An 18,116-nucleotide genomic window follows, 5' to 3' on the forward strand; every position below is an offset into this window, starting at 1 on the left:
TCTGCCCTCATCGTGAGCAAAAACCGCTTGCCAGTCCATTGCGGCTGGGCTTTGGATGGAGCCCGAAACTGCAACAGGGAAGGCTCACATGCTCAATCGCAGACACCTAATGGCAGGCGCCGGCACGCTCGCGGCGCTTCTTGTGGCGACCGGACTGACATCGCCCGCACTCGCCCAGACGACGGATATCCGCTTCACGCTCGACTGGCGCTTCGAGGGGCCGGCCGCCGGTTTCCTGCTTGCCGAGGACAATGGCTATTTCGCCGAAGAGGGGCTCAACGTCACAATCGACACCGGCAACGGGTCGGTCGAGGCCATCCCGCGTGTCGCGACTGGCGCCTACAATATGGGTTTTGGCGACATCAACTCGCTGATCAAATTCCTTGATGAGGACCCGACCCAAAACGTCAAGGCCGTGATGATGGTCTACGAGCGGCCCACCTTCGCGGTCGTCGGCCGCAAGTCCCTCGGGGTCACCGAAGATCCGGCTTCGCTCGAAGGCAAAACGCTCGGCGCCCCGCCGCCGGACGGTGCATTCGCCCAATGGCCGGCCTTCGTCGAGGCCGCTGGCATCGATACCTCCGAGATCACCATTGAAAGCATCGGCTTTCCCGTGCGCGAGCCCATGCTCGCCCAGGGCGATGTCGATGCGGTGTTTGGTTTTGCCTTTTCGGTGATTCTGAACCTCAAGGCCAATGGCGTGCCCGACGAGGATATCGCCACGATCCTCATGGCCGAGAACGGGCTTAACCTCTATGGCAACGCCATCCTCGTGAACACCGATTTCGCCGCGGAGAACCCCGAGGCGGTGCAGGGCGTGCTGCGGGCGCTTGCCAAGGGCTTTGCCGACGCCGTCGCCGATCCTGCTGCGGGCGCGGCAGCCGTGCTGGCGCGCAACGAGACGCTCAACCTCGAGATCGAAACCGAGCGGCTCGAAATGGCGAATGCCATGAACATCAAGACCCCGTATGTCGTCGAGAACGGCTTCGGCGGCATCGATCCGGATCGCCTCGCTGCGTCCATCGAGACGCTCGGCATCTCGATGGGCCTGCAGGGCAATGTGACGGCAGAGGATGTCTTTGACGACAGCTTCCTGCCGCCCGCCGAAGAGCGCATGCTGCCCTGATGCAAACGGGCCGGGCGCCTGCGCGCGCCCGGCCCCTCACGGATGGAGGTGGGTATGGCTCTCGTCGAGATCGAGCGCGTCGACATGCGGTATGGCGGGGCAGGGGGGACGCTTGCGGTCTCCGGCCTCGACATGAAGGTGGAGCGTGGCGCCTTTGCCGCGGTCGTCGGGCCTTCGGGGTGCGGAAAATCCACGCTGATGAAGCTCGTCACCGGACTTCATATTCCCCAGGCAGGCAATGTCAGCGTCGCCGGGCGCCAGGTGACGGAGCCGGTTTCGATTGTCGGCATGGCCTTTCAGAACCCCACCATGCTCCCCTGGCGGACCACCCTCGACAACATTCTGCTGCCGCTCGAAATCGTCGAGAAGCACCGCCATCGGCTGCGCAAGCACAAGAAGGACTATGTCGCCAAGGCAGAGGCGCTGCTCGAGACGGTGGGGCTCAAGGGGTTCGGGGACAAATATCCTTGGCAGCTCTCGGGAGGCATGCAGCAGCGTGCCAATCTCTGCCGGGCGCTCATCCATGAACCCGAACTCCTGATGCTCGACGAGCCTTTCGGGGCGCTCGATGCCTTCACCCGAGAGGAACTCTGGTGCGTGATCCGCGACCTGCACGCAGCCAGCGACGTCACGATCATTCTCGTGACCCATGACCTGCGCGAGGCCGTCTTTCTCGCCGACCAGATCTTCGTGATGAGCGCGCGCCCGGGCCGTATACTTGCCGAGCATCACGTGCCTTTCGCGCGGCCGCGGGAACTCTCGGTTATGTACGAGCCCGCCTTCAACGAGATGGTGCAGGGCCTGCGTTCGGAAATTGCCGAGGCGAGGGTCGCAGCATGAGCGCCATGGTCGAAAATTCCGCGGTCGCCGGCACGCCGCCGCGCCCCGCCTTCCGCATGCCCTGGCTGAGGCTCGCGCCCTGGCTCTATACGCTCGGCCTTTTTGCCCTGTGGGAACTTGGGGTGCGCCTCTCGGGCATTTCGCACACCATCCTGCCCGCACCGACCGTGGTCTTCGGCGCAATCGTCCAGTACTGGTCGCCCATCTGGAAGAACTCGCTGCAGACGCTTTATACGACGACGCTCGGCTTCGGCATCGCGGTTGTCGCGGGGCTGGCTCTCGGCCTTTTCGTTGGATGGTCGCGCTCGATCTATGCCGGGCTCTATCCGCTGATGGTGGGGTTCAATGCGATCCCCAAGGTCGCGCTGGTGCCTATTCTCGTCATCTGGTTCGGTATCGGCACCGTTCCGGCGGTGCTGACCGCATTCCTGATCTCGTTCTTCCCCATCGTCGTGAACGTCGCGACCGGGCTCGCGACAATCGAGCCCGAAACCGAGGACGTGCTGCGGGCGCTCGGCGCCAAAAAGCTCGACATCATGCTGAAGGTGGGTATTCCGCGCTCGATGCCCTATTTCTTCGGGTCGCTGAAAGTGGCGATTACGCTCGCCTTTGTGGGCTCGGTCGTCTCCGAAACGGTGGCCTCCAACAATGGGCTCGGCAACATGATGGCGTCGGCGCAGAGCCAGTTCAACGTGCCGCTGGTGTTTGCCGGCCTTCTGATGCTCGCGATCGAGGGCATCGCTATGTATGCGCTGATGGCCTGGGTGGAAAAGCGGATGACGGGCTGGGCGCATCGCTCGACGATGTCGCAATAGCGAAATGGCGAAGGGCGTTGTCAGCCCTTCGCCATGGCCGTCCAATCACTCGGTCGGCGCAGCTTCGATGACCGCACAGGCAATGCGGTCGCCCGAAGCGCCCGCCGGCTGGCTGATATAGTCATCGGCGTCGGCGTGGAGCACGAGCGCAGAACCGTCTTCGTCAAAGACGCTCGTCTCGCCCTCGCCGAGGGTCACGCTATCCACGGTGACGTCAATCTCGATTGTGCCGTCGGCGCTGGCGATCTGGTTTTCGATATCCCCGGCGTGATGACCTTCGGCATGTTCGAAGCCATGCGCCTCTCCGCCTGGATTGAAGTGGTCTCCTGCGCTTTCGAAGTCGGTGGTTGGGTCGCAGTCGCCGGTTTCGTGAATGTGAAAGCCGTGCGTCCCGCCCCCCGGCAGGCCCGTCACATCCCCGAAAATGCGGACGCCGTTCTCGTCCTCGGTGAGTTCGACCGTTCCGATCGTTTGCCCCTCGATATTGAGGAAGGTGGCGACCGCCTGCGGGCTCTCCTGAGCGAGTGCCGGGGCGGTCAAAAGCGTGCAGAGCGCTGCAGTTGCGAGCAGTTTCTTGGTCATCTGGAAGCTCCTTATTCCGGTGCGTTCCATGCCAACGGGCCCGTGGACTGAGGGTTCCGGGACGTTGACAAGCCTGTGCGGACAACCATACAAGCCCGCTTTACGGCCCCATAAATCATATGTATGATTTTTGAATGGGGATGAGGACACGGCACGCGGCCGCCGTGGATGCGATTGCCGGATGGCTCCTTTCGGGGCGATACGCGGCGCATTCAGTTCTGCCGCGTGAGGACGAGATCGGGGAGGAGTTAGAGGTCAGTCGCACGGTGGTGCGCGAGGCTATGCGGACGCTCGTTGCCAAGGGAATGGTGGTGGTGCGCCGCCGCCATGGCACCGAAGTCCAGCCGATGGAGAACTGGAGCCTGTTCGACGAGCAGGTGCTGGACTGGCGGCTCGCGCTCGGTCCCGACCGCCGGTTCGTAGACGATCTGATGCGGTTCCGCATCGGCATCGAAACCATGGCCGGCCCGCTTGCTGCCGAAAATCCCGCCTTTCCCCTCGATGCCCTGTCCGGCGCCTATGTGCGCATGGCTGCGGCCGTTGACGGCGAGGGGGACTACAAGCAGGCCGACCTCGATTTTCACAAATGCATCATGCTCGGCACAAAGAACCAGTTCATCGCCCAGCTTGTCCCGATGATGGGCAACGCCCTGCGCGTGTCGTTCGATCTCTCGGTCTTGAGCATGGACACGGCACGGGGTTCGCTCCCCATGCATAAGGACGTTCTCGACGCCATTGCCGACCGCGCGCCGGCAAGAACCGAAGCGGCTCTTCGCAAGCTAATTGAGTCGGCAAGAGACGATATTCTGTCTATCCTGTCTGAAATGGGAGGCTGCCCCGAATGAAAAAGGGAATCGATTACCTCACACGAGGTATCGAGGTCATACTCGTCCTGCTGCTGGCCAGCATGGCGGTCATGGTCTTCGCCAATGTGGTCATGCGCTACGGATTCAATTCGGGTCTCGCGATCTCCGAGGAGATGTCGCGCTTCTTCTTTGTCTGGCTGACCTTCATCGGCGCGGTCGTGACCTTCAAGGAAAACGGCCATCTGGGCGTCGAGACGCTGGTGCGCATGTTCGGCCGGCGCGGGCGGATGATCTGCATGGCGCTCACCAACGCCCTCATCATCATGTGCGCGGTCATCCTGTTCTGGGGCACCTGGCTGCAGCAGCCGATCAATGCCAGCGTCATCGCGCCGGTCAGCCGCATGCCGATGATCTACGTCTTCGGCGTCACCTATTTCGCCGCAGTCGGCATCGGCATCATCGCCGCGGTGCGCCTCTTCCGGGTGCTCACCAATACCGTCAGCGAAGCCGAGCTGCGCCAGTTCGCCGGCGAATATGACGACGACAGCCAGCTTGTGGGGCGCTCCGAATGATCATTCTCGTCTTCCTCGCCTCGCTCCTGGGGTCGATGGCCATCGGGCTGCCCGTCGCCTTCGCGCTGATGTTCACGGGCATCGTCCTGATGTCCTTCATGGGCATCTTCAACCCGCAAATCCTCGCCCAGAACATGATCGAGGGCGCCAATACCTTCACGCTTCTGGCCATTCCGTTCTTCCTGCTCGCCGGCGAGCTGATGAACCAGGGCGGACTCTCCAAGCGCATCATCAATTTCGCGATCTCCTTCGTCGGCCATTTGCGTGGCGGCCTCGGCATCGTGGCGATTGTCGCCGCCATCATCATGGCGTCGCTTTCCGGTTCTGCCGCGGCCGATAGCGCGGCACTCGCGGCCATCCTCATTCCGATGATGCGCGACGCCGGCTACAACGTTCCGCGCTCGGCCGGCCTCATCGCTGCCGGCGGCATCATCGCCCCGGTCATCCCGCCCTCGATCGCCTTCATCATCTTCGGCGTCGCGGCCAATGTCTCGATCACCCAGCTCTTCCTCGCGGGTATCACCCCGGGCATCATCATGGGTCTCGGGCTGCTGGTCGTCTGGCAGTTCATCGCCCGTCGCGACAAGGTCGCCACCCTGCCGCGGCAGGACTGGCCGGCAAGGCTCAAGGCAACTGCCGATGCCGGCTGGGCGCTGCTCATGCCCGTCATCATCCTCGGCGGCATCCGGTTCGGTGTCTTCACCCCGACCGAGGCGGCCGTCGTTGCTGCGGCCTATGCGCTCTTCGTCGGCCTCTTTATCTACCGCGAACTCAAGATCGCGGACCTCTACTTCGTGCTGCTGCGCGCGGCCAAGACGACGTCTGTCGTCATGTTCCTCGTCGCCTCGGCGCTGGTCTCGGCCTGGCTCATCACCAGCGCCAACATTCCGGGCGAAGTGGGCAATCTGATCCGGCCGCTCATCGACAATCCGACGCTGCTGCTGTTCGCGATCATCGCGCTGGTCCTGGTCGTGGGCACCGCCCTCGACCTGGCGCCGACCATCCTGATCCTCTCGCCCGTGCTCATGCCGATCATCCGGCAGGCGGGCATCGATCCGGTCTATTTCGGCGTGCTGTTCGTCATGACCACCTGCATCGGGCTCATCACCCCGCCGGTGGGTATCGTTCTCAACGTGGTGAGCGGCGTCGCCCGCGTGCCGATGGGCAAGGTGATCGGCGGCGTGCTGCCGTTCCTGCTCGCCCATATCGCGGTGCTCGTGCTGCTCATCCTGTTCCCCGAGCTCGTGCTCACCCCGCTCCGCTGGCTGCGCGGCTAGCGGCGGGGTGTGCGAGAAACCCGACTGCCAAACCAAGAACTTCAAGGGAGAAGCTATATGAAACTCGGTACTCTGACCCTGCTGACCGCCGCCCTGGCCCTCAGCGTCACCCCGGTGATGGCCCAGTATCAGGACCGCACCTTCCGCGTGTCGAACGGCATCAACGAAGACCACCCGGTCGGCGACGGCGTGCGCGCCATGCAGGCCTGCCTCGACGAGCGCACCGGCGGCGCGCTGAAGCTCAACGCCTTCTGGGGCAACGCCCTCGGCGGTGACCTGCAGGCCACCCAGTCGCTGCGCTCGGGCACGCTCGAGATGGTCATCACCTCGTCCTCGCCGCTCGTTGGCATCGTGCCGGCGCTCGGTGTGTTCGACCTGCCCTTCCTATTTTCCAACGAGCAGGAAGCCGACGCGATCCTCGATGGCGAGTTCGGCGACTACATCGCCGGCCTGCTGCCTGAGTTCGGCCTCGTGAACCTCGCCTATTGGGAGAACGGCTTCCGCAACCTGACCAACTCGCGTGGTCCGGTCGAGAAGTGGGAAGATTTCGAGGGCCTCAAGGTCCGCGTGATGCAGAACAACATCTTCCTCGACACCTTTGCCAACATGGGCGCCAACGCGACCCCGATGGCCTTCGGCGAAGTGTTCTCTGCACTCGAGACCCGCGCGATCGACGCGCAGGAAAACCCGTTCGTGACCATCGACACCTCGCAGTTCTACGAAGTGCAGGACTACCTGTCGGTCACCAACCATGCCTACACCCCGTTCATGGTGCTCTTCTCCAAGCCGATCTGGGATACCCTGTCGGAAGACGAGCAGACCGCGATGAGCGATTGCGCCGTGGTCGGCCGTGACGCCCAGCGTGCAGCTGGTCGCGCGCTTGCAAGCGAGTCGCTCGCCCGCGTCCGCGAAGCTGGCATGCAGATCAACGAGATCTCGCCTGAAGAGCAGGCCCGCATGGTCGAGAAGGCCCAGGTCGTCTACGAGCGCCATGCCGAAGAGATCGGTGTGGAGGTCGTCGAGCGCATGCAGGCCGCACTGGCCGAGCTGCGCGCGCAGTAAGCTCCGGCTGAACGCACTGATGAAGGGCGGCGGGCTTCGGCTCGCCGCCCTTCGCATTTTTACTGTCCGAGGCGCTGACGCCGGCGCCGCGGGCGGCTATTCTGCCCAGGAGGAGGAATCTGCCCATGCCAGCCAGCACAGAAATGCCCCGGAACATCGTCGGCGGAGGGCCCAAGAAGGTGCTCTACACGCTCGATACCGTGCGGCGCATGGGGCTTGGAAAGGCTGCCAAGGCGCTGACCAGCAAGAACACCTGCAAGGCCTGCGCCTACGGCATGGGCGGCCAGAATGGCGGCATGACCAACGAGCTCGGCGAGTTTCCCTCGGTCTGCAACAAGTCGGTGCAGGCCCAATCGACCGACATCCAGCCGGCGATCCCGCTCGAAGTCTTCGAGCACACGCTTGGTGATTTACGCGAACTGACCGGCAGGGAGATGGAGCATCTGGGGCGCCTCGATACCCCGCTCTACCGAGCGCCCGGCTCGGATCGGCTGCGTCCGGTCGACTGGGATTTCGCGCTCGATCGTGCCGCCGAGCGCCTGCGCGCCGCCGGCCCCGCGAGGAGTTTCTTCTACGCGTCGGGACGATCCTCGAACGAGGCCGGCTTCATTTTCCAGCTGCTCGCACGGGCCTTCGGCACCAACAATGTCAACAACTGCTCCTATTACTGCCATCAGGCGACGAGCGAGGGCCTCGCCAGCACGATCGGCACCGGCACCGCGACGGTGGAGCTCGAGGATCTGACCGGCGCCGGCCTGATCTTCGTCATCGGCGCCAATCCCTCCTCGAACCACCCCCGCTTCATCCACATGCTGAAGGCCTGCCGTGATCGGGGCGGCGAGGTGATCGTCATCAATCCCGCCCGCGAGCCGGGGCTCGTCAAGTTCGCGGTGCCCAAGAGCCCGTCCTCCATGCTCAAGGGCGGCACCGACATTGCCTCGCTCTACGTGCAGCCCCGCATCGGCGGGGACATCGCGCTCTTCAAGGGCATCGCCAAGGCGCTCTTCGAAGCCGGTCTCGTCGATGAGGCATTCCTCACCAACCACGCCACCGGGGTCGGTGACTTCCGGGCCGATCTCGAGGCGCTCTCCTGGTCTGAGATCGTCGCTGCATCCGGCGTCCCCGAAGCGCGCATTCGCGAGGTCGCGGCCCGGTACGGGGCCCACGAAAACGTCGTCTTCGCCTGGGGCATGGGGATGACCCATCACCTGCACGGGGTGGAGAACGTCGAGGCGATCGCGAGCCTCGCGATCCTGCGCGGCATGATCGGCAAGCCCTTTGCCGGCCTCCTGCCGCTGCGCGGCCACTCAAACGTGCAGGGGATCGGCACCATCGGCGTCAAACCGGTGGTCTCGGCCGAGATCTTCGCGCGCATGGAAGAGGCCCTCGGCATTGCCCTGCCGCGCGAGAAGGGCTTCGACACCATGGCCGGCCTCGAGGCTGCAGCCGCCGGGCAGATCGATGCGGCGGTGATGATGGGTGGCAATCTCTGGGGTGCGACGCCCGACACCGCATTCGCGGACCGGGCAATGGGGGCCATCGGCTTCAAGCTTTTCCTGACCACGACGCTCAATCGCGGGCATGTCCACGGGCTGGGTGATGGCGAGGTGCTGATCCTGCCGGTGACCGCGCGCGACGAGGAATGGCAGCCCACCACGCAGGAATCGATGTTCAACTTCGTGCGCCTCTCCGATGGCGGCATCACCCGGCTCGCCAATGTGCGGCCCGAAAGCCATATCCTGTGTGACCTCGCTCAGCGCCTTTTGCCCGACAGCGCCATCCGCTTCGGCGCCTTCCGCGAGCACTCGACGGTCCGGGACGCCATTTCGCGGATCGTGCCGGGCATGGAGCAGCTGGCCTCCATCGATGTCGCCAAAAGGGAGTTCCATATCGCCAACCGTGTGATGCACGCGCCGCGCTTCAATACCGATGACGGCAAGGCGCATCTGAGCGTCGTTCCGATGCCGGTGCTGGACGTTCCCCGGAAGGCGCGCGCGCTTCACCTGGCGACCGTGCGTAGCGAGGGCCAGTTCAACACCATGATCTACGAGGAAAAGGACAGCTATCGCGGCAATGCCGGACGCGACGCGCTCTTTTTGAACCTCGAGGATATGGCGGCCTTCGGCCTGTCGCCGGGCCAGCGCGTGACGCTCGCCTCCGATACCGGGCGCATGCAGGCGACCGTTCACGGCTTTGATCTGCCCCGCGGCAGCGCCATGGCCTATTACCCCGAAGCGAACGTGCTCGCCGGCCGATCCGTGGATCCGCGCAGCCGGACGCCGGCCTTCAAATCGATCCCGGTCTGGATCGAGTGATCCGCCCCGTTCGAGGCATTCCGCACCCGGGCAATCTGGCGTAAGACTCCTTAATCGCGAGGGGGCTGGCGTGGCAGAAGACGGCATGACCGACGAGACGGGCAGGGCGGGCCGGTTCCGCTGGCTCGGCCATTTCTTCAGCCCGAGCTTCGGCATTCCGCTGCTCGTTTTTGTTCTGGGGCTCCTGACGGGGTTCCCGATCGCCATATTCGGGTTCGACATCCTCGTCCAGCACGCCGCTACCGCGTTCGCGCTGCTGATCGGGCTCCTCTTCCTTGTCGTCATCGTCAGCGTCCTGATCCTCGCCTTCCGCCGCCCGATATGGCAGCGCGTCTTCGGGCATGCCGAAGTCGAGCTCGAGCGGATGGCGCAGCCCATGGGCGAGGTCGTCCGCCTCGCTGCCGGCGGCGAGGTCGCCGAGGCAAGTCGGGTCGCCGGTGATCTCGCCCGGTTCGTCGCTGCCCGATATGCCTGGATCGCCACGCGCCGCTGGATCATCGCCGCAGTCACCGGGTTCGTCGCGGTGATCGCGGCGCTGGCGGGCTCGGCGCTACTTTTCCAGCAGAACCAGCTCCTGCGCATCCAGAGCGACCTGATGCGCGAGCAGACCATGCGACTCAACGAGCAGACCGTGCTGCTTGATGCGCAGATCCAGCTCGGCGAAGCGCAGCGCTCGACTTCGATCGTCCCGGAAATCCTCGCCATCGGCGCGGCCTTGGCCGAGCAGGTGGCCGCTGCCCGTCCGCCACAGATCGATGCCGACGACCCCGATGCCAGCGTCGCCGCGGTCGGAGCGCAGCTGGCGACGCCCTTCCGGTTTTCGTCCGCGGACCTCGGCGACGCCCTGCGCGGGCGGATCATCGCGGCGACGACCGCGGCGCGGCCCTATCGCTATCTCGGCAATCCGCTCGAAGGGCTGAGCGACGACGAAATCTCCGCGCTCGCCTTCGGGCGCCGGACCGATCTCACCGAGACCCGGCAGAGGTTCGACCTGATCATGTCCGAGCGCGCGGCCCAGTATGGCGGCATGCTGCCAAGCCAGCGCGACGATCCGCTGGTCGATCGTATCGTCAGCCCCGAGCGCGGCCAGATCCTTGCCATGCTCTACAATGCCGGGGTCGCCGATACCGAAGTGCTGAGCCATAGCGGCGCCGATTTTTCGTTTGCCGAAGTCCGCATCCCGGCCCTGCGGGACATGTCGCTGCGTCACGCAATGATGCGCTATTCCGATCTGTCGCGCCGCGAGATCGTGAACCTCGACCTGAGGGGCGCCTATCTCGACCATTCCCGCTGGCGCAGCGCACGGATCGCCGGCACCGATTTCTCCAGCATCGCCAATGAGGAGGTGGCGCTGCCCTTCGGCCCGCATCCGAGCCTGCCTTACTGGCCGGGCCGACTGATCGGCAGCGATTTTGCCGAGGCGCAGATCGAGCGCAGCGCGTTCATCGCTTCGGTAATGATTGCAGCCGATTTCGACCGGGCGCTCATAGCCGAAACAGACTTTTCCATCGCCACCCTTGCGACGGCGACCTTCCGCAACGCGATCCTGCATCGCAACGATTTCAGCGGGGCCGACCTCACCAATGTCGATTTCGACGGTGCGGTGGTGTTCGAGCCTGGTTTTCTCGATGGGCTCGCCGAACAGGCGGCCGAAGGGACCTTCCGGCGGGATCTCTTCGGGCTTGATCCCGTGGGCGACGAAATCCTCCCAACGCACCCCAATTTCTTCGGCATTTCGCGTCTGGCCGGGGTGCTCGTCGACACCCAGACCTACCGCGTGCGGCGGCTCGGGCCTTTCGAATAGACCCCGTGCGGGGCGGTCGGCGGCTGTTGCCCCGGGCGGCCTCTTGGCCTACATACCAGCCCAATCACACAGGACTTTCGAGGTTTCCGGCCAATGGCCCGTCAATTCATCTATCACATGCACGGCACGTCCAAGGCCTATGCGGGCGGCAAGAAGGTGCTCGACAACATCCATCTCAGCTTCTACCCGGATGCCAAGATCGGTGTGCTCGGGCCCAACGGCTCGGGCAAGTCGACCCTGCTGCGCATCATGGCGGGCATCGAGACCGAGTTCACCGGCGAGGCCTGGGTCGCCGACGGTGCGCGCGTCGGCTATCTGCCGCAGGAGCCCGAGCTCGATCCCGCCCTCGACGTCCTCGGCAACGTCATGACCGGCGTCAAGGAGAAGAAGGACATCGTCGACCGCTACAACGAGTTGATGATGAACTATTCGGACGAGACCGCCGACGAAGCCACCCAGCTTCAGGACGTGATCGACAGCCAGAACCTCTGGGATCTCGAATCCCAGGTCGAGGTGGCAATGGAAGCACTCGGTTGCCCGCCCGCAGATGCGGACGTCACCAAGCTTTCGGGCGGCGAGAAGCGCCGCGTCGCGCTCTGCGCGCTGCTGCTCTCCAAGCCCGACCTGCTGCTGCTCGACGAACCGACCAACCATCTGGACGCCGAGACCACGGCGTGGCTCGAAAAGCATCTGCGTGAGTTCCCCGGCGCCGTGCTGATCATCACCCACGACCGGTACTTCCTCGATAACGTCACCGGCTGGATTCTCGAACTCGATCGGGGTCGCGGCATTCCCTATGAGGGCAATTACTCCGCCTATCTCGAGGCGAAGTCGAAGCGCTTCGCCCAGGAGCAGCGCGAGGATGCGGCGCGCCAGAAGGTGCTCGAGCGCGAAAAGGAGTGGCTCGGCCAGTCCCCGCAGGCCCGCCAGTCCAAGTCGAAGGCGCGTATCCGTGCCTATGACGAGCTCGTTCAGCTCAACGAGGCGCGCACCCAGTCCTCGAACGCGCAGATCATCATTCCGCCCGGCGAGCGGCTCGGCCAGAACGTCATCGACGTCGAGGGGCTCACCAAATCCTATGGCGATCGGGTGCTGATCGAGGATCTGACCTTCAAGCTCCCGCCTGGCGGCATCGTCGGCATCATCGGCCCCAATGGCGCGGGCAAGACCACGCTTTTCCGCATGCTGACCGGGCAGGAAAAGCCCGATGCCGGCGGGATCACCGTCGGGGAGACGGTGCGACTCGGCTATGTCGACCAGAGCCGCGATACGCTCAGCCCCAACGCCACCGTCTGGGAGGAAATCTCGGGGGGCAACGACATTCTGATGCTGGGCAAGCGCGAGATGAACTCACGCGCCTACACCTCGGCCTTCAACTTCAAGGGCGGCGACCAGCAGCAGAAGGTCGGCAATCTCTCGGGCGGGCAGCGCAACCGCGTCCATCTCGCCAAGATGCTGAAATCTGGCGCGAACGTCCTGCTGCTCGACGAACCGACCAATGATCTGGATACCGAAACCCTCGCCGCGCTCGAAGAGGCACTCGAGGAGTTCGCCGGCTGCGCCGTGATCATCAGCCACGATCGCATGTTCCTCGATCGGCTCGCGACCCACATCCTCGCTTTCGAGGGCGACAGCCATGTCGAATGGTTCGAGGGCAATTTTGCCGAGTACGAGGCCGACAAGATCCGTCGCCTCGGGCCCGATGCGGTCAACCCGCGCCGCGCGACCTACAAGCGCCTGACGCGCTGAACATGGGCGGGAGCCGCGGCCTTGCTGTCGCGGTTCTGCGCCCGGCGCCATCCGGCTATGTCCGGATGCGGCGCCGGGCGGGGCAGGGCTCTCGTGTGGCCCGCGCTCCGTCCCACGAGGCTGGAGATCAAGAATGGCGACACGTTTCGAAGTGAATTTCGACGGCGCAACCCTTGTCGGCGAATCGGGTGGCTTCGGCATGCCCGTCGTGTTCCTGCACCCGGGTGTGGCCGACCGGCGCGTCTGGCGGTCGCAGATGGATGCGCTGGCGGGCGCGGGCTACCATGTGGTGGCCTATGACAGGCGGGGACATGGCGAAACCGTCGCGCCGGACGAACCCTTCGACCATCTGGTCGATCTCGAGGCGGTGCTGGACCAGCTCGGCATCCATGCGGCGGTCTTCGTCGGCGGCTCGATGGGCGGTGCGCTCGCCATCGATTTCGCGATCGAGAACCCCGGACGCACCATCGGGCTGGTCCTGGTCGGTACGGCGGTCAGCGGCGAGGACGAACCGGACCTGCCCGACGACATCGCCGTGATCCTCGATGCGGCCGAGTATGCCGCCGAGCGCGAGAACTGGGACGGCGTCAATCGCATCGCAGCTCATATGTGGCTCGATGGACCGCTGAGCCACCAGGGGCGCGTCGATGGCGGCGTGCGCGACCTCTTCCTCGAAATGAACGGCACGGCCTTGCGCAAGGGCGCGGAGCTGACGCTGGAGGACGAGCGGGAGCCCGCGATCGACATCCTGTCTACGATCACTGCGCCTGTGCTGCTGATGGTAGGGGAGCTCGACTTCCCCCACATCGTGGATCGGCACAACGAGCTTTCCGACGAGTTCGAGAATGCCTTTGCGGTCGTGCTCGAGGGCACGGCCCATCTGCCCAATCTGGAGCGGCCCGATCTGTTCAATCCGCTGCTGCTCGAGTTCCTCTCTGCCGTCAGCGGCGAAGTGGAAGAGTAAACAGGCCCCGCCGAGGCGGGCGGGGCCGGCATCTCAGATCGCCATCACATCCTCGAAATGGGTGCCGAGCTTGTCGGTGGGGATGTTGGTGAGGTCCTTCGGCACCTCGGCCAGCAGCGTCTTTCTGACGCCATCGGAGAGATGCGGGCGGATCACCCCGAGCGCCGTTGGCGCGGCAGCGATGACCAGCCGGTCGAAGGCCCCTTCGGCGCGCTTTTGCTCGATCATGTCGGCCATCGACTTGACGAACGCTGTCTCACGCTGCTCGACCGGGTCGGTGCGCGGCTCCATGGCGCTCCGCTGGCCGGGTCCAGTGTCCGCGCGGCGGCCGGGGCGATCGGTCACGATGTCCCTGCCTTGCAGTGGCTCGATGCCGAAATCGAGACCGCCGACCTGGCGCAGGCCCTTTCCGGGGCCGGTGTTTTCCAGGACACGAGCCTGCGCGCCATCGGCGATCAGGAACCAGGTGACGGTCTTTTTCATGAATTCTGCTCCTCATTTGACAATACGGCACGGGTCAGGCGACCAGCGCCCCGGTGCCGCACGAAACGAACGCGCGGCCGGCTCGAAGGTTGAAGGCCATCTGCGGCAATTTCATTGCAGCGATGGGCGCTTGGACTGGCGAAGCGTCGGCACGGCTGTTAGGGAAGACTGAAGGTCCGCGTCCGCGGACGCGGAGTCTCCGATGTCACTTCCCGAACTCGACCCCCATTCCCGCCCGGATGTCGGCGCGCGCGTGGCGCGCACCCCCGAGCAGGAGGAGCAGCGTGCCGGCCTCATTGCCGCGCTCTTTTCCTATCTGTTGTGGGGCTTCCTGCCGCTCTTCTTTGCGTTGCTCGAAGGGGTCGATACGATCACCATCGTCGCCAATCGCACGCTCTGGACGCTGGTGCTGGTGGGCGCCATCCTGCTCGTCGCGCGCCGCATGCACGAGGTGAAGATCGTCTTCTCGAGCCGCCGAACCATGGCGGTGATGACCCTGACGGCGCTGCTTCTGGCATTCAACTGGTCGCTCTACATCTACGGGGTCGAGAGCGGCAATGTGCTCGAAACGAGCTTCGGATACTTCATCAACCCGCTGATCAACGTGGCGCTCGGCATGGTGCTGCTGGGGGAAAAGCAGAACCGCCTGCAGCTGGTGGCGATCGGCGTCGCCGTGATCGCCATCGGCATCCAGGCGGCCGGCATCGGCGGCATTCCCTATATCGCGCTCGGCCTCGCGTTCAGCTTCGGGCTCTACGGCTATGTCCGCAAGACCGCCTCGGTCAACGCGACCACTGGGCTCTTCGTTGATACCGCCCTCATGGTGCCGCTCGCGCTCGCCTATCTTGCCTATAGCGTGCTGACGGTCGGATGGGGACCGCATGCCGATCCCTACACCATGGGCCTGCTGCTCTTGACGGGGCCGGTGACGGCGGTGCCGCTCCTGCTGTTCTCCTATGGCGTGCGGAGGCTGCGGATGACGACGATCGGCATGCTGCAATATCTCGCGCCATCGCTGCAGTTCATGCTCGCCATCACCTATTTCGGCGAAGACCTCAACGCGCTCCGGCTGCTGAGCTTCGGGCTGATCTGGCTCTCGCTTGCCATCTTCACCTTTGATACCGTTCTGCGGCACAGGCGAAAGGGAGCCGAGGCATGACCCCCTTTATCAGGGCGCGCACTCTCGAGGGCCGGGTCACCCAGCTGCTCGCAGCCGAAGGCTCGAGCTTTGAAACAACGGCCGTCCCCGCCCTCGACCTCTCATATGAAGGCATCCCGGCGGATCGCCATTCGGGCCTCCTGCGCAAGAGCGGACCCCGCGAGCCCTGGTATCCGCGCGGCACCGAAATGCGCAACGAGCGCCAGCTGTCCATCCTCGGGCAGGACGAGCTCTTGGCCCTCGCGCGCGATCTCGATATTCCGTGCCTAGCCGCCGAATGGATCGGTGGCAATCTGGTGCTCGAAGGGGTGCCCCATGTCAGCCTCCTGCCGCCGCGGACGCTGCTGATGTTCGATGGCGGCGTCACCATCCGAATCGATGGCGACAATGGTCCGTGCCGGAAATCGGGCGCCATGATCGCGCGGCATGTCGAGGGGCGCCCCGATCTCGAATTCGCATTCGTCAAGATTGCGCAGCACCGGCGGGGCGTCCTGGGCTGGGTCGAGCGCGCCGGCAGGATTACGGCAGGGGAGACGGTCAGGGTCCGGATCTGGGAGCAGCAACCCTATCCGGACCCCGAGCCTCACCAGCGATAGGCGAGCCCTGCGCTGAACCGGTGCGCAAGCACGCTGCCGGCAAAGACCGCGTCATAGTCGACCCGTCCTGAAAGCCCGTCATCGAGTGCCATCTCGATGCCGCCTCCGATCCGAGCCGAGAACCGCTCGGGCGTTCGTCCGGTGATGACGAAGCCCGTATCGTCGCCGACGAAGCGAACGGCGAGCCCCTCGCTTTCTGCGGAGAGATCATAGCCAAGCTGCGCCCGTCCTTCGGGCCTCAGAGTCGCGCCTTCGGCAAGACGATAGCTCGCTGCGATCCGCGCACCGGCATAGAGCGTGAACCGCGTGCTGCTTACCCCGCCGCCGGCAAGGTCGAAGACCTCCGAGCCGCTTTCGGTGAACCCCTCGACGCTCACATGGCTCACCCGCAGGCCGGCAAAGGGCTCAAGATCGAATTCGCCCAGGACGATCGGCCGGCTCGCCTCGATATCGGCGAACAGGGTCTGCATGTCGTATTCGGCGTTCGCCGCATCCGGCCCGAAGCTCAGCCGTCTGGTCTGGAGGCCGTGATACCCAAGGCCGATTCCACCGCGGAGGCTCCATTCGCCGAAATCATGGCGCGCCTGCGCGCCGACGGTCACGCCCTGATAGTCGATGGTGTCGCCGGTCACATCCTCGTTGATCCGCCCCGATCCGACCCCTGCTGCAAGGCCGATCTGGAGCGGACCGTCGCTATAGAGCGCTCCGCCATCGATGCTGCCGCCACTGGCCGACCAGCCGGGGAAGGGCCCTGAGGCGTCTTCATCCAGCCGCAGGCCTCTCGCGCTGATCCATCCGCTCCATCCGGACCGCACCGGGACGGCTGCCTGATAGGCGATGGCATCGAGCACGGGCGGCTGGAACGCACCGCCGGCATAGGCGAGGGGCGCGGGCGTCCGCAGGGCCGCCAGCATGCCCTCTGGTCCCGCTTGCATGGCGTCGAGAAACCCGCCGGTGAGCTCGTGGCCGAGGGGCATGACGAGGGTGTGCAGATTGCCGCCCAGCACCGCCGCACCCTGAGCGGTGAGCGACACCGGCACGTCGTGGATCTCGTGCATGAGCGTCGTGCGGTTCGTCGTATAGATCCGATAGGTGCTGCCCTCGGGGATCAGGGTCGCCTTGCCGGGGTCGTCGGTTATGAGAGGATGGTCCTCGACGGCGTCGTGCAGATCGCTCGCATGGTCGATCTCGAGGATTTCGGGGTCGGCCTCCTGATGCGAATAGGCAGCAGGGCCCATGGTGAGGAATGGCGAGAGCGCGCTCTGCCAGGCCGAGCCCTTGTCTCCGCTCAACGCGGCGCCGAGCCGGCGACCCATCGGGCCGTCATAGCGCCAGCGATGCACGGGGACGGGGCTCAGCAGGGTGTCATCGGTTATGATGTAGCAGCTGAAATCCTCTTCTGCGCCGCTTTCGGCTTCATAGCAGAGATCGCCGGGCGGCGGACCCGCCACGAGCTCGCCGCCGGAACTGTCCGGGATTGATGGCGGCAGCGGGTCATCTGTGTCCGGAATGTCATCGCCCGGTGGGGTGGTCTCATCTGGCTCGGTCTCGACCGGATCGGGCTCGCTGCCATCGTCGCCCCCAGAGCCCGGCTGGCCCGGATCCTGCGGATCGGTCTGCTCGTCAGGATCGACGGGGTCCATCGGCTCCTCGTCCGGCCCGTCAGGGTTGCCGGGCCCGTCAGGCTCCTGCGGATCGTCCGGGGTGCCGCCGTCTCCGGGCTCGTCCGGATCCTCCGGGTCCAGGGGATTGTCAGGCGGCTCCCAGGGGTGGGGGTCCTCTGGGTCCGGATCGTCGGGTAGAACCGGTGGCGGTTCCGCGTCGGGATCGAAGTGTTGAGCGGTCACCGGCGTCCCGGCAACCAGAAAAAACGTCAATACAGTAACGGGCAGCGCAAGGCCGCGAATACCCATCGACATGAACTGCCCCCAAGGCAAATGCTTTGGTTAAAAATTCTTAAATAGTA

General features: G+C 64.8%; 16 protein-coding genes. 13 read left to right on the top strand and 3 right to left on the bottom strand.

What is annotated here, in order from left to right:
* Window positions 1-88: 88 nt before the first annotated feature.
* The 3 genes from EMQ25_RS03830 (at window position 89) to EMQ25_RS03840 (ending at window position 2,781) form a co-directional block, all read left to right on the top strand.
* A complete protein-coding gene (locus tag EMQ25_RS03830) occupies window positions 89-1,126 on the top strand; it encodes an ABC transporter substrate-binding protein (RefSeq protein ID WP_127187213.1) in 1,038 nt (345 codons plus the stop codon).
* Window positions 1,127-1,210: 84 nt separating this feature from the next.
* Window positions 1,211-1,966, top strand: a complete 756-nt coding sequence (locus EMQ25_RS03835) for an ABC transporter ATP-binding protein (RefSeq protein ID WP_127187338.1) — start codon at window positions 1,211-1,213, stop codon at window positions 1,964-1,966.
* Entirely contained in the window at window positions 1,963-2,781 is an 819-nt protein-coding gene (locus tag EMQ25_RS03840; protein WP_127187214.1) for an ABC transporter permease, read from the top strand. The genes EMQ25_RS03835 and EMQ25_RS03840 overlap by 4 nt, the downstream gene beginning before the upstream one ends.
* A 45-nt stretch (window positions 2,782-2,826) precedes the next feature.
* Here EMQ25_RS03840 and EMQ25_RS03845 read toward each other — a convergent pair whose 3' ends face one another.
* Window positions 2,827-3,363 carry a superoxide dismutase family protein gene (locus tag EMQ25_RS03845; protein ID WP_127187215.1) on the bottom strand — a complete coding sequence of 179 codons (537 nt, stop codon included), beginning with the start codon at window positions 3,361-3,363 and terminating at the stop codon, window positions 2,827-2,829.
* Between the two features lie 134 nt (window positions 3,364-3,497).
* Between EMQ25_RS03845 and EMQ25_RS03850 the strand changes: the two genes are divergently transcribed.
* From EMQ25_RS03850 to EMQ25_RS03885, 8 genes are all read left to right on the top strand, one after another.
* A complete protein-coding gene (locus EMQ25_RS03850) occupies window positions 3,498-4,208 on the top strand; it encodes a FadR/GntR family transcriptional regulator (protein ID WP_127187216.1) in 711 nt (236 codons plus the stop codon).
* Window positions 4,205-4,741, top strand: coding sequence for a TRAP transporter small permease (locus tag EMQ25_RS03855; protein WP_127187217.1), 537 nt, complete (start codon window positions 4,205-4,207; stop codon window positions 4,739-4,741). Before EMQ25_RS03850 ends, EMQ25_RS03855 begins: the two co-directional genes overlap by 4 nt.
* On the top strand, window positions 4,738-6,018 hold the full coding sequence (locus tag EMQ25_RS03860; RefSeq protein ID WP_127187218.1) for a TRAP transporter large permease: 1,281 nt from the start codon (window positions 4,738-4,740) through the stop codon (window positions 6,016-6,018). The genes EMQ25_RS03855 and EMQ25_RS03860 overlap by 4 nt, the downstream gene beginning before the upstream one ends.
* A 57-nt stretch (window positions 6,019-6,075) precedes the next feature.
* On the top strand, window positions 6,076-7,080 hold the full coding sequence (locus tag EMQ25_RS03865) for a TRAP transporter substrate-binding protein (protein WP_127187219.1): 1,005 nt from the start codon (window positions 6,076-6,078) through the stop codon (window positions 7,078-7,080).
* A gap of 125 nt (window positions 7,081-7,205) precedes the next feature.
* The gene (locus EMQ25_RS03870) at window positions 7,206-9,395 is read left to right on the top strand and encodes an FdhF/YdeP family oxidoreductase (protein ID WP_244606456.1); all 2,190 of its coding nucleotides are present in this window, start codon (window positions 7,206-7,208) and stop codon (window positions 9,393-9,395) included.
* Window positions 9,396-9,480: 85 nt separating this feature from the next.
* Window positions 9,481-11,199 carry a pentapeptide repeat-containing protein gene (locus EMQ25_RS03875; protein ID WP_127187220.1) on the top strand — a complete coding sequence of 573 codons (1,719 nt, stop codon included), beginning with the start codon at window positions 9,481-9,483 and terminating at the stop codon, window positions 11,197-11,199.
* 93 nt (window positions 11,200-11,292) lie between these two features.
* The gene (gene ettA / locus EMQ25_RS03880; RefSeq protein ID WP_127187221.1) at window positions 11,293-12,948 is read left to right on the top strand and encodes an energy-dependent translational throttle protein EttA; all 1,656 of its coding nucleotides are present in this window, start codon (window positions 11,293-11,295) and stop codon (window positions 12,946-12,948) included.
* Between the two features lie 133 nt (window positions 12,949-13,081).
* Entirely contained in the window at window positions 13,082-13,912 is an 831-nt protein-coding gene (locus EMQ25_RS03885) for an alpha/beta fold hydrolase (protein ID WP_127187222.1), read from the top strand.
* A gap of 33 nt (window positions 13,913-13,945) precedes the next feature.
* Here EMQ25_RS03885 and EMQ25_RS03890 read toward each other — a convergent pair whose 3' ends face one another.
* On the bottom strand, window positions 13,946-14,395 hold the full coding sequence (locus tag EMQ25_RS03890) for a host attachment protein (RefSeq protein ID WP_127187223.1): 450 nt from the start codon (window positions 14,393-14,395) through the stop codon (window positions 13,946-13,948).
* Window positions 14,396-14,597: 202 nt separating this feature from the next.
* On the opposite strand from EMQ25_RS03890, the gene rarD reads away from it, so the two are divergent.
* Both rarD and EMQ25_RS03900 read left to right on the top strand, forming a co-directional pair.
* A complete protein-coding gene (gene rarD, locus EMQ25_RS03895; protein WP_127187224.1) occupies window positions 14,598-15,554 on the top strand; it encodes an EamA family transporter RarD in 957 nt (318 codons plus the stop codon).
* On the top strand, window positions 15,551-16,150 hold the full coding sequence (locus EMQ25_RS03900; RefSeq protein ID WP_127187225.1) for an MOSC domain-containing protein: 600 nt from the start codon (window positions 15,551-15,553) through the stop codon (window positions 16,148-16,150). The genes rarD and EMQ25_RS03900 overlap by 4 nt, the downstream gene beginning before the upstream one ends.
* Here the strand turns inward: EMQ25_RS03900 and EMQ25_RS03905 are convergent.
* Window positions 16,138-18,069, bottom strand: a complete 1,932-nt coding sequence (locus EMQ25_RS03905) for an autotransporter outer membrane beta-barrel domain-containing protein (RefSeq protein ID WP_127187226.1) — start codon at window positions 18,067-18,069, stop codon at window positions 16,138-16,140. The genes EMQ25_RS03900 and EMQ25_RS03905 overlap by 13 nt on opposite strands.
* Between the last annotated feature and the right edge of the window lie 47 nt (window positions 18,070-18,116).

The organism is Arsenicitalea aurantiaca (assembly GCF_003994485.1).
GTDB classification, from domain to species: domain Bacteria; phylum Pseudomonadota; class Alphaproteobacteria; order Rhizobiales; family Devosiaceae; genus Arsenicitalea; species Arsenicitalea aurantiaca.